The following is a 12,504-nucleotide window of genomic DNA, read 5'->3' on the forward strand; positions in this document are numbered from 1 at the left end:
TGCTCATCGGCCTCCGGCATTCTTTTCTTATTGCAATTTTAGTCAATTCTCTCTATTAAGAAAATCAGTGCTCTGCACAACGCTTATAATCTCTTCCCTGTCTGAGAAATGGTGACGCTCTCCGTTCACTTCCTGATAATCTTCGTGGCCTTTGCCTATTACAGCAATCATATCTCCCGGCTGGGCGTTCATAATACTGTAGCGTATCGCCTCTCTCCGGTCCGGAATTTCGATAAAGGTTCCCCCAGTTTTTGAGATGCTGCTTCTGATATCTGCCAGGATGTCTTCGGTTTTCTCAAACCGGGAGTTATCGGCAGTGAGAATTGTAAAGTCTGCCAGTCTGCCTGCGCTGTCGCCCATGGAGTAACGGCGGTCTTTGGAACGGTTTCCTCCACAGCCAAATACACAGACCAGACGTACTGGTTTATAATCTCTTAAAGTTTTTAAAAGGCTTTCCATGCTGACTGCATTATGGGCATAATCAACAAGAACCGTACATTGAGGAGAAGAATAAACGATCTCCATCCTTCCGTTCACACTTAACTGTTCCAGACCATGGCAGACCTTTTCCTTTGGAAGATTCAAAAAGCTTAAAACACTGATTGCAGCAAGAGCATTGGCAACATTGAATCTGCCAGGTATATTAACCCGCACCGGGAGCTCATATTCTCCTTTTACGTCAAATTCCAGCCCCACAAAATCAGACTGCGCCACGTAACGGATGTTCTCCGCTTTAAAACTGGTCCCCTCTTTATCAAGGGAAAATGAATACAGTTTGCAGGCTGCATTCCTGACAGCTTCAGTGAAATGGTCGTCATCCCCATTCATAATCCCCACCCTGGAGCACTGGAATATCTTTGACTTGTAGTATAAATACTCATCAAAATCCTCATGTTCATCCGGTCCGATATGATCTGGGGATATATTAGTAAATAATCCATAGTCAAAGACCAGTCCATCCACACGGTGCATCTTAAATGCCTGGGAGGAAACTTCCATCACCATATACTCACAGCCTTCTTCCGCCATTTGGTAAAAAGCTTCATGAAGCTGATAAGATTCCGGCGTGGTATTGGCTGTAGGCCTCACCTTTTCTCCAATTACAATCCCTGTGGTTCCAATCATCCCCACCTTTTTACCGCACGCTTCCAAAACTGCCTTGATCATATGGGTCGTTGTAGTTTTCCCCTTTGTACCGGTTACCCCAATGGTCACCATACGTTTTGCCGGATAATCAAATCGTGCGGCAGATAAAACAGCCAGTGCTTCTCTGGCACTATGTACGAAAATGGCAGTTACTCCTTCCGGCAGGCTTACCCTGCGTTCCAGAACCAGAACAGTCACACCTTTCTCCACCACTTCCGGTATAAAATCATGGGAATCAACTCTGGTGCCTACGGTACAGACAAAGACAGCACCGCTTTTGACCTTTCTGGAATCGTAGACCACATCCTCCACTTCCACATCAGGATTCCCCTGCAGTAATTCATACTCCAGACCCTTAAGCCACTGACTAAACTTCATAAAAACCTCCAAATTAGAATAATCCTGTGATTACTCCGTCATTATTTACATCAATATTATCTGCTGCCGGTTTCTTCGGCAGACCAGGCATTGTCATAATGGCACCTGTTAAAACAACAACAAATCCAGCACCTGCGCTGACATAAGCATCCCGCACCTGGATCTCAAATCCCCGGGGACGTCCCAGCTTTGTCTGGTCATCAGATAAGGAATACTGGGTCTTTGCCATACACACCGGCATACTGCCAAATCCCATTTCTTCAAACTTTTTAATCGCTTTTACAGCGGCAGGAGCATATGTCACTCCGTCCGCCCCGTAGATTTCTCTGGCAACTGTACCGATCTTATCCATAAGACTCATATCATCAGGATAAACAGGTGCAAAATGGCTCTCTTTGTTTTCCAGTGTTTCAAGGACCTTTTCTGCCAGTTTTATTCCGCCTTCACCGCCCTTTTCCCACACCTGGGATAAAGCAAATTCGCAGCCCTTTTCCTCACAGAAACTCTTTACAAACTGGTACTCACTCTCTGTATCGGTTATAAAAGAATTCAGCGTTACGATAACAGGAACACCATACTTTTGCATATTCTCGATGTGCTTTTCCAGATTTACAATTCCTTTTTTCAGCGCTTCTAAATTCTCTTCCTTCAGCTGGTCTTTCGCCACGCCGCCGTTGTATTTTAAGGCTCTGACGGTAGCTACTAAAACGATGGCATCCGGCTTTAAGCCTGCCTTTCTGCATTTGATATCCAGGAATTTTTCCGCACCCAAATCGGCACCGAAACCAGCCTCTGTAACCACTACATCGGCTAGCTTTAATGCTGTCTTTGTTGCACGCACACTGTTACAGCCATGGGCGATATTGGCAAAAGGACCTCCATGAACGATGGCACCTGTATGCTCCAGAGTCTGGATCAGATTCGGCTTCAAAGCATCCTTAAGCAATGCCGCCATGGCACCCACAGCATTTAACTGGGCTGCAGTCACAGACTCTCCGGAATAATTATATGCAACGATAATTCGTCCCAATCGCTCTTTTAAATCATTCATATCATCCGCAAGGCAGAGAATTGCCATAATTTCGGAAGCCACTGTAATGACGAAGTGATCTTCTCTGACAAATCCTTCCGCTTTTGAGCCAAGTCCCACCACGATATTCCTTAATGCGCGGTCATTCATATCCAGACATCTCTTCCACAGAATCTGCCTTGTATCAATTCCCAAAGCATTGCCCTGGTGGATGTGATTGTCTAGGAGCGCTGACAGTAAATTATTTGCTGAAGTAATGGCATGAAAATCTCCGGTAAAATGGAGATTTAAATCCTCCATAGGAACAACCTGGGCATAGCCGCCGCCCGCTGCTCCGCCCTTGATTCCAAAGCACGGACCTAATGAGGGCTCTCTTAAAGCAATGATCGCTTTTTTCCCTATTTTCCCAAATGCCTGTCCCAGTCCGACAGTCGTAGTGGTCTTTCCTTCGCCTGCAGGTGTAGGATTGATGGCTGTAACAAGAACCAGTTTTCCATTCGGGCGGTCTTTTACCTGTTCCCATAAATCATCAGAAAGCTTTGCTTTGTATTTGCCGTAAAGCTCCAGATCATCCTCTGCTATCCCATAGGATGCTGCCACTTCCTTAATCGGTATCATATTCGCTTCCTGTGCGATCTCAATATCAGTTTTCATAAGTATCATCCTCCTTATATGTGCTAAAACATCTCATCAAACTCTTCCATGCTCATAATTACCTTACGTGGCTTGGTTCCTTCCTCTTCTCCAACAACACCGGCCTCAGCAAGCTGATCCATGATTCTGGCTGCCCGGTTAAACCCGATTTTATACATTCTCTGCAGCATGCCAATAGAGGCCTTATCTTTTTCTATTATAAATCTTCCTGCCTGGGCAAAATACTCATCCCGGTCACTTTGGCCGCCTTTTGAATCTGCAGCTGCAGGAGCAGAAGCAATCATATTCTCTACTTCCGGATTGTACTCAGGTGCCATACCCTGTTCCGTCAGGAAATCCACCACTTTCGAGACCTCTGTATCAGATACAAATGCTCCCTGAACACGCATGGGCTTTGGATAACCGGCAGGATAAAACAGCATATCTCCCTTTCCCAGAAGCTTCTCCGCACCATTCATGTCAATAATAGTTCTGGAATCCACTCCGGAAGATACGGCAAAGGCCACTCTTGACGGCACATTTGCTTTAATTAAGCCAGTGATTACATTGACAGAGGGACGCTGGGTAGCGATAACCAGATGGATACCTGCAGCCCTCGCAAGCTGTGCAAGCCGGCAGATAGAATCCTCCACCTCACCAGGCGCAACCATCATCAGATCCGCAAGCTCATCGATAATAATAACAATCTGCGGCATCTTCTGAGGCTTGTTCTCATCATCAATATCTTTTAAGTTTTCTACTTTGGCATTATAACCTTTTATCTCACGGACATTGTACTGGGCGAATTTATTATAACGGTCTGTCATCTCCGCCACTGCCCAGTTTAAAGCACCTGACGCCTTCTTCGGATCGGTCACCACCGGAAGCAGTAAATGGGGAATTCCGTTATAAACGCTTAATTCCACCACTTTCGGGTCTACCATGATTAACTTCACATCTTCAGGATCCGCTTTGAAAATAATGCTCATAATAAGTGTATTGATACAGACAGACTTACCAGAGCCGGTAGCACCTGCAATCAGCAGATGGGGCATCTTGGCAATATCCGTTACAACAACCTGTCCGCCGATGTCTTTTCCCACTGCAAAAGCAATACTTGAGGAGTGTTTCTGAAAACTGTCAGCTTCCAGAATATCACGTAAAAACACCATGTTGTTCTCTTTATTAGGCACTTCAATTCCAACTGCGGATTTTCCCGGAATCGGCGCTTCGATACGAATATCTGCTGCAGCAAGACTCAGCTTGATATCATCAGCCAGACCAACGATCTTGCTCACCTTAACTCCCTGCTCGGGATGAAGCTCATATCTGGTTACGGAGGGTCCGCAGCTGATATTGGTTACAGTTACTCCCACACCGAAATTCTGCAATGTCTTCTGCAGTTTGATGGCTGTCTCCTTGTATTCCTGGTTAGAAAATACCGATGACTTGCCTTTTTTCAGCAGCGAAAGAGGCGGATACTTATATTCCTTTTTCACTATTTCCTTCTTTTCAATAATTTGCCGGCTTACACTGACATCTTCATCTTTTTGAGATTCTTCCCGCTTCTTCTCCAGCTTCTTTTGCAGCGCCTCGGTATCTGTCTCAATGATCTTGCCAGATGCAGTCACCACCTGCTTTGGTTCCTCTGGAATAGAGAATGTCTCGTTCGCTGCAACCACAGCCGGTTCTGGTTCTTCGGGATAGAAATCTTCTTCCACAATATCCATTTCCTTAAGCGTTCTGACCTCTTTCTTCATATAGAAGGTTGTCTCGTCAGAACTTCTCTTATATGGAGCCGCGATATCATCCGGTTCAAATGGAACCGTGTCTTCGTCCTCTGTTTTCGGTTCAGGAGAAATGCTGCCACGAAACACATCAGCCGGATTTTCTTCTTCTGTCTGAACTGCTGTCACTGCAGTCAGCTTATCCGTCTGCAGATCTATCTCATCCGCAATGTCTCCAACACCAATATCCTGCTCTTCCTCATAGAGATCTCTCTCAAAATCTGGTTTATCTGGTTCTACTTCCTGCCGGACTGCAGAAAGCTTGGTAGCGTCCAAATTCACGCCCCGCAGTTTCTGTTCCTCTCTCAGCTGTTTCCTCAGCTCCTGCCGCTTTGCATGAATCTCCATATGCATGTCCATATTTTCTTTTGCATGATGATAGGCCTTTCCGCTTCCTGCCTTTATCATATTAACAAAGGATTTTTCTGTAATACACACCAGTGAGATAATGATTAAAACCAGAGTTACCAGATACGCACCCACCACTCCGATTATGGAAACAAGCCCTTCCGCCAGCAATCCGCCAACTAAGCCTCCACCTGTTCCACTGACGGAAGCATCCAGGTAAATATTTAAAAGTCCGGAATTTTCACCGGTATTTACTCCAAAAAGAAGCTGTAAAAATCCGCACAAAGAAACCAGCGCCAAAACACAGGAGACCAGTTTAAAAACGGCTCTTGGGCTTCCCTGGTTTGAAATGTAAAATGCAATTCCCGCAAACATCAAAACCGGTGCAATGTATCCGATTCCGCCGAATATACCAAGCTGCACGCTGCGAAAAAAATCGCCTACCATTCCGCATAAATGAAAATTACTTAAAAACAGGATGGCCGCAGCGGCAAATGATATAATAATTATGACTTCCGAGTGGATAAATTCCGGTTCCGGCAGAACCACATTCTTTCTGGTGCTGGTGTTCTTCGCTCTCCCGCTTCTTGTTTTTGTCCCTTTTTTTGCTGTTGTCTTCTTCTTTGTTGTCTCAGGCACAATACTTCCCCCTTCTATCCATTGGTATCAGTATACAAAAAAAACGGGAGAATTGCAACGGCTAAGAGGAAGCAGTTTCCATCAGCTCATATAATTTTTTCAATGCCTCTTTAATTCCGCCCACTTCATCAATCAGGCCTTCCTTCACAGTCTCTTCCCCTACAAGTACTGTCCCTAAATCCCTGGTGAGCATTTCCGTATTCAGCATCAGCCTTTTTAACTGGTCATATGCAATCTTTGCATGAGCAGAAACAAAGCTTAAGATTCTGTCCTGTATCATTTCAAAATATTCATAAGTCTGAGAGGCACCAATTACCATGCCGGTCATTCTTACGGGATGAATCATCATGGTACCAGTGGGCACGATAAAAGAATAATTGGTACAGACCGCCAAAGGCACTCCGATCGAATGGCTCCCCCCAAGAACCAGGGATACGGTGGGAATACTTAAGGAAGCGATCATCTCCGCAATAGCTAAACCTGCATCCACATCCCCTCCGGAGGTGTTTAACAAAATCAATAATCCCTCCACCGAATCATCATCTTCGATTTCTGCAAGTTTGGGAAGAATATGGTCGTATTTTGTAGTTTTGCTGTTGCTGGAAAGATTTTCATGCCCTTCTATCTCTCCGATTATGGTCAGCAGATGAATTTTCCGCTTGCCCTCATTATCCTCCAGAGTCGCCTGCCCATACTCTTCCAGTTTCTGATCCTCTTTCTGCTCGATATCTTTCTCTGCCTTTTTTTCTTCCAGATTTTCTTTTCTGATTCCATTTGTATTCCTGGTATCGTTTTCTTCCTGATTGTTGTTTCTATATTCAGACTCTTTCACGTAAGGAAACCTCCTGTTTGCGATTATATTGAATAGCTTTCTTATGATGTGATAAATTTGGTAAAAATATGCCTGACTTGAAAAACAAAAATACAACAATATTTTCATTGTGATCGCAACAAGGTATTGACTTTGATGCTTTTACATGATAAACTACGAAACAATAAAAAGTCACATTTCTTTGCCAACGAAGGCAGCGCAGGAGTAATCCTATCGCGCTGCCTTTCTGTAAAAATCTCTGTGGCTTAATCTGAAAAAAGGAGAAATTATCGCATGAACAACTTTTTCATTGCACAAACGTTTGGAAAATCCTCAAACTTTACGGATATTCCAAATAACCTATTCAAAGAATACAACGTAAAAAAGGGGCTCCGCAACGATGACGGTACCGGAGTCAGAGTCGGTCTTACCCGCGTATCCGATGTAGTTGGCTATGAAATCGAAGATGGGAAAAAGGTAAATGTTCCGGGTAAGCTTTATTATCGCGGAATTGAAATCAGCGATCTTGTCAACGGCAAAGACAATTCCCGGTTTGGTTTTGAAGAAACATCATTTTTACTCCTTTTTGGATACCTTCCTACCCAAAAGGAATTGCGGGAATTTACCTCTCTGCTGTGCCAGCACTATTATCTTCAAGATGAATTTCTTGAAAAAAACATGCTACGCAGCCCTTCCTTAAACTTAATGAACAGTCTGCAAAAAAGCATCCTGGCTCTTTACGATTACGATGAGGATCCGGATAATACGGACCCGTATCAGACACTGCTGAAAGGAATTAATATACTGGCTAAGCTTCCTTCTCTTGCTGTATATGCCTATCAGTGCAAGATCCATCACTACAACCGGGAAAGTCTGATCATTCATTATCCCAAGCCGGAGTATTCCATGGCTGAGAACATCCTTTACATGTTAAGAAGAGACGGAATCTTTACCCAGCAGGAAGCGGATCTTTTAGACATCATGCTTATGATCCACGCAGATCACGGCGGCGGCAATAATTCCACTTTTACAAACGTTGTCATCTCCTCGACCGGAACCGATATCTATTCCTCCAGCTCCGCCTCCATCGGCTCCTTAAAAGGTCCAAAGCATGGCGGTGCCAATATCCGCTGCAGTGAGATGATCAGTGCTATCGAAAAAGAAATCGGGATCAAAGCAACAGAAGCACAGATGAAAACAGTAATCCAAAAAATTCTGGCAAAGGATTTCTATGATAATTCCGGCCTTGTATACGGGCTTGGACACGCGGTCTATACAGTTTCTGATCCCCGTGCCGATCTTTTAAAAGTCTGCTGTGAAAAACTTGCACGGCAAAAAAACAGGGAAGATGAATATGAATTCCTGACAAAATTTGAGAAAGTTGCAAAAACCTGCCTGGCCGGAAACGGTAAGTCCCTGTCAAACAATGTGGACTTCTATAGCGGCTTCGCTTATAATATGTTACAGATACCCGAAGACATGTATACCCCATTATTTGTATGCTCCCGTATGGCAGGCTGGCTTTCTCATAACATTGAAAACAAGATGTATGACGGCAGAATCATGCGTCCGGCTACCAAATATGTGGGTGAAACCATTCCCTATAAAAAGAGAGAGGAACGATAACTTATGGTAAAGTTGTATGACGGAGGAGCTTATCTTATAAACGGCACCCAGCTGATTTCAGAAGAGGAATTGTCTGCGGTAAACGGCGGGAGAAGTACTCCCATTACAAAAGAAGAAGCAAAAAAGTGTACTATTGCATACTCCATATTAGAAAAACATAATACATCAGGAAACATGGAGCACTTAAAACTGCGTTTTGACTCCATGGCATCCCATGACATAACATTTGTAGGAATTATTCAGACAGCCCGGGCATCCGGTCTTACCAAATTCCCCATTCCATACGTGATGACCAACTGCCACAATTCTCTTTGTGCTGTTGGCGGAACAATTAATGAGGATGATCATGTATTTGGTCTATCTGCTGCTAAAAAATACGGAGGAATCTTCGTTCCTCCCCACATTGCAGTCATACACCAGTATATGAGAGAAATGATGGCAGGCTGCGGGCGCATGATTCTTGGTTCAGACAGCCATACCCGCTATGGTGCTCTTGGTACCATGGCGATCGGCGAAGGAGGCGGCGAACTGGTAAAACAACTTCTTTTAGACACCTACGACGTCGCCTATCCGGGAGTTGTTGCCATCTATTTAACCGGATCTCCTGCTCCATTTATTGGCCCCCATGATGTGGCGCTGGCTATTATCGGAGCTGTATTTAAAAATGGCTATGTGAAAAATAAAATCATGGAATTTGTAGGTCCCGGTGTATCATCCATGGACACTGATTACAGAAATGGCGTTGATGTTATGACGACAGAAACAACCTGTCTCTCCTCTGTGTGGAGAACGGATGAGGACACCAGGGAATATTTAAAGCTTCACGGCAGAGAATCTGACTATCAGGAATTAAACCCAGGTGAAACAGCTTATTACGATGGTGTTGTCCACGTGGATTTAAGCACCATTAAACCAATGATTGCCCTCCCCTTCCATCCAAGCAATACTTATGAGATTGACGAACTGAACCATAATCTGGGTGACATTTTAAGAACAGTGGAACAGGAAGCTGCCCATATTCTGGGAACCGGAAAAGCTGCTCTTTCATTAACCGATAAGATTAAAGACGGGAAACTGATGGTACAGCAGGGTGTAATCGCAGGCTGTGCAGGCGGCAATTATTCCAATGTAATGATGGCTGCACACATGCTATCCGGCAAGGATTGTGGAAATGACATTTTTAATCTTTCTGTCTATCCGTCATCCCAGCCGGTCTATATGGACCTGGTGAAAAAAGGTGCCATATCCCAGCTGATGGCAGCTGGTGCCACTGTGCGTACCGCTTTCTGCGGACCCTGCTTCGGTGCCGGAGATACACCATCAAATAACGCTCTGAGCATTCGCCATACCACCAGGAATTTCCCCAGCCGGGAAGGTTCCAAACCGGGTAATGGCCAGATATCCTGCGTGGCATTAATGGATGCCCGCTCTATTGCGGCTACTGCTGCAAACGGCGGATATTTAACATCTGCAGAGAATTTTGTAGACGATTATACCGTCCCTGCCTATGAATTTGACTCATCCTCCTATGACAGACGTGTCTACCAGGGGTACCAAAAAGCCATAGAGGATGAATCCTTGATTTACGGACCGAACATTAAAGACTGGCCTTCCATGATCGCCCTGACCGACAATATTTTACTTCGCGTATGTTCCAGGATTATGGACCCAGTTACAACAACCGATGAGTTGATTCCTTCAGGCGAGACCTCATCCTACCGTTCCAATCCGCTGGGACTGGCGGAATTCACCCTGTCCCGTCGGGATCCGGAATACGTTGGCCGTTCCAAAGAAGTAAATAAGCTGGAAAATATAAGGAAATCAGGAGCCTGCCCGCTTAAAGCCGATCAGGAACTGGAATCTGCATTTCACGCTCTTAAGGAATATTTAAAACAGCCGGATTTAAAAGCCAGCGAAACAGAAATCGGCAGTGTCATCTATGCAGTAAAACCGGGCGACGGTTCTGCAAGAGAGCAGGCAGCCAGCTGTCAGAGAGTTCTGGGAGGACTTGCCAACATCGCCAACGAGTATGCTACCAAGCGTTACCGTTCCAATGTAATGAACTGGGGCATGCTGCCGTTTTTACTTGATGAAGATCCGTCCTTTGATATAGGAGACTTTATCTATGTTTCTGATATCCGTACCGCTCTTAACGGAGACATGAATCACATCACTGCTTATGTGGTAAAAAATGAGGAGGGAAATCCCATTCATGAAATACGGCTTCATATTGCAGACATGACACCGGAAGAACGGGAAATCGTCAAAGCCGGCTGTCTGATTAATTACAACAGGAATAAAAGCAGCCAGTTATAATTTATAAGCCGCGGCCTGCAGGAAGAATAATGCCTGTAAGCCGCGGCTGTGTTTTTTACAGAAAACAATCCTCTGTTATTGACAGCGCTGATGAACTATGTTATATTCAATCTACCAACTGGTAGTTTAATTGTATGGAAAGGAATACAGCACATGGGTCAGGGAGCGGATACAAAAGAACGGATTATGCAGGCAGCATTGGAGGAATTCTCTCTTCACGGCTTTGAAGGCGCCCGTATGGAAAAGATCGCATCTAAAGTCGGCATCAACAAAGCCTCTCTCTATTTTTATTTTAAAAGTAAGGAGCAGTTGTTTCGCGAACTATTCGATATCATTGTAGAAAAATACTATAATTACTTAACAACCATATTTCATAAGTATAAAGATCTGCCTACCAGACAGCTTCTGTCTACCATTTATAAAGATTATCTGGAGTATCACTGGTATAATACAGAGATGGACTTCTGGAATATGATTTATTACTATCCCCCGGAACAGATGAAGGAGGAAATCATTCATTTTACACAGGACAGTTTCGATATATTTAATGCCCAACTGACTTCTGTTATGAAGAATGGAATTGAAAAAAAAGAGCTTCAGTCATTAAATCCGGCAGATATGGCCGCCACTTTTTACTATCTGATCACCTGCATTACCCTGTCTACTGGATTAATGAGTCTGGAACAGGGGCTTCGCCAAATGGATTCATGTTTTAAAGTATTTTGGAATGGAATAAAGGGTGTATAGCCCCTTTATTTTTCAGCGTATTCTACCAAACGGTTGGTATATTATTAGGGAGGTAATTTAGAATGGAAAACAGATTATTAGGAAGATCCGGTATTAAAGTAAGCCCAATGGGAATCGGCAGCTGGGCGATCGGCGGTCAATTCTATATGGACGGAAAAATCGACGGCTACGGCAAGACAGACGATGAGACTTCCATCAAAGCCATTCAGACTGCTTTGGATCTTGGAATCAATTTAATTGACACATCAGATGCATATGGAATCGGCCACAGCGAAACTGTGATCGGAAAGGCGATTGAAGGAAAAAGAAATCAGGTTGTTCTTGCAACAAAATTTGGCTACATGGGAAATGAAGCTACACGTACGTTAAACGGTTACAATTTAGATCCTGGATATATAGAAAGAGCCTGCGAGGCCTCCATGCGCCGTTTAAAAACAGATACCATTGATCTGTATCAGCTTCATGTCTGGGAGATAGGATTGTCAGAGATGGAAACAGTTCTGGATACTCTGGAACGAATGACAGAGAAAGGAAAAATCAGAACCTACGGCTGGAGTACCGATCTGGTAAACGGAGCAAAACTTTTTTCAGAGAACAGGAACTGCAGTGCCATTCAGCATCAGTTAAATATTCTTCAGGATTCCCCCGAGATGATTCAGCTCTGCGAGGAAAGAAATCTTGCAAGCATCAACCGCAGTCCTCTCGCCATGGGATTATTAAGTGGTAAATTCAACCAGGATTCCTTGCTTTCCCCTGATGATGTCAGAGGTGCAGGCCATTCCTGGACAGAAGCAGTCTTTAAAAATGGAAGACCTGCACCGGAAGTTTTAAAAAAGCTTAATAAAGTGCGGGATATTCTTACCAGTAACGGAAGAACCCTGGTACAGGGCTCACTCGCCTGGATCTGGGCAAAAAGCAGCGTGACCATTCCAATTCCAGGCTTTAAAACCCCACAGCAGATAAAGGAAAATGCCGGGGCCATGGAACTTGGAAAGCTTACGCCTGAACAAATGAAAGAAATAGATCAGCTGCTAAACTAATCT

At 44.3% G+C, this 12,504-nt stretch carries 8 protein-coding genes; 4 read left to right on the plus strand and 4 right to left on the minus strand.

All coding sequences use genetic code 11. From position 1 onward, the window contains the following. Positions 1-42: 42 nt before the first annotated feature. From RZO55_RS02520 to RZO55_RS02535, 4 genes are all read right to left on the minus strand, one after another. Positions 43-1,524, minus strand: coding sequence for a UDP-N-acetylmuramoyl-L-alanyl-D-glutamate--2,6-diaminopimelate ligase (locus RZO55_RS02520; protein ID WP_318062726.1), 1,482 nt, complete (start codon positions 1,522-1,524; stop codon positions 43-45). Positions 1,525-1,537: 13 nt separating this feature from the next. Continuing rightward, a complete protein-coding gene (locus tag RZO55_RS02525; protein WP_318062727.1) occupies positions 1,538-3,208 on the minus strand; it encodes a formate--tetrahydrofolate ligase in 1,671 nt (556 codons plus the stop codon). Between the two features lie 23 nt (positions 3,209-3,231). Further along, entirely contained in the window at positions 3,232-5,961 is a 2,730-nt protein-coding gene (locus tag RZO55_RS02530; RefSeq protein WP_318062728.1) for an FtsK/SpoIIIE family DNA translocase, read from the minus strand. Between the two features lie 61 nt (positions 5,962-6,022). Then, on the minus strand, positions 6,023-6,715 hold the full coding sequence (locus tag RZO55_RS02535; RefSeq protein ID WP_439100014.1) for a ClpP family protease: 693 nt from the start codon (positions 6,713-6,715) through the stop codon (positions 6,023-6,025). Between the two features lie 351 nt (positions 6,716-7,066). On the opposite strand from RZO55_RS02535, the gene RZO55_RS02540 reads away from it, so the two are divergent. The 4 genes from RZO55_RS02540 (at position 7,067) to RZO55_RS02555 (ending at position 12,501) form a co-directional block, all read left to right on the plus strand. After that, positions 7,067-8,398 (plus strand): citrate synthase, encoded by a 1,332-nt coding sequence (locus tag RZO55_RS02540; RefSeq protein WP_318062730.1) that lies wholly within the window; start codon positions 7,067-7,069, stop codon positions 8,396-8,398. Between the two features lie 3 nt (positions 8,399-8,401). Beyond that, on the plus strand, positions 8,402-10,714 hold the full coding sequence (locus RZO55_RS02545; protein ID WP_318062731.1) for a hydratase: 2,313 nt from the start codon (positions 8,402-8,404) through the stop codon (positions 10,712-10,714). 153 nt (positions 10,715-10,867) lie between these two features. Further along, the gene (locus tag RZO55_RS02550; RefSeq protein ID WP_318062732.1) at positions 10,868-11,461 is read left to right on the plus strand and encodes a TetR/AcrR family transcriptional regulator; all 594 of its coding nucleotides are present in this window, start codon (positions 10,868-10,870) and stop codon (positions 11,459-11,461) included. A gap of 62 nt (positions 11,462-11,523) precedes the next feature. Beyond that, positions 11,524-12,501 (plus strand): aldo/keto reductase, encoded by a 978-nt coding sequence (locus tag RZO55_RS02555; RefSeq protein WP_318062733.1) that lies wholly within the window; start codon positions 11,524-11,526, stop codon positions 12,499-12,501. Positions 12,502-12,504: the final 3 nt, after the last annotated feature.

Source organism: Clostridium boliviensis, assembly GCF_033342255.1.
GTDB lineage: Bacteria > Bacillota > Clostridia > Lachnospirales > Lachnospiraceae > Lacrimispora > Lacrimispora boliviensis.

Bases quoted from the DNA above. Each gene is read 5' to 3' on its own strand.
- RZO55_RS02555 (WP_318062733.1), top strand. From the start codon at position 11,524: ATGGAAAACAGATTATTAGGAAGATCCGGTATTAAAGTAAGCCCAATG.
- RZO55_RS02540 (WP_318062730.1), top strand. From the start codon at position 7,067: ATGAACAACTTTTTCATTGCACAAACGTTTGGAAAATCCTCAAACTTT.
- RZO55_RS02545 (WP_318062731.1), top strand. From the start codon at position 8,402: ATGGTAAAGTTGTATGACGGAGGAGCTTATCTTATAAACGGCACCCAG.
- RZO55_RS02520 (WP_318062726.1), bottom strand. From the start codon at position 1,524: ATGAAGTTTAGTCAGTGGCTTAAGGGTCTGGAGTATGAATTACTGCAG.
- RZO55_RS02525 (WP_318062727.1), bottom strand. From the start codon at position 3,208: ATGAAAACTGATATTGAGATCGCACAGGAAGCGAATATGATACCGATT.
- RZO55_RS02550 (WP_318062732.1), top strand. From the start codon at position 10,868: ATGGGTCAGGGAGCGGATACAAAAGAACGGATTATGCAGGCAGCATTG.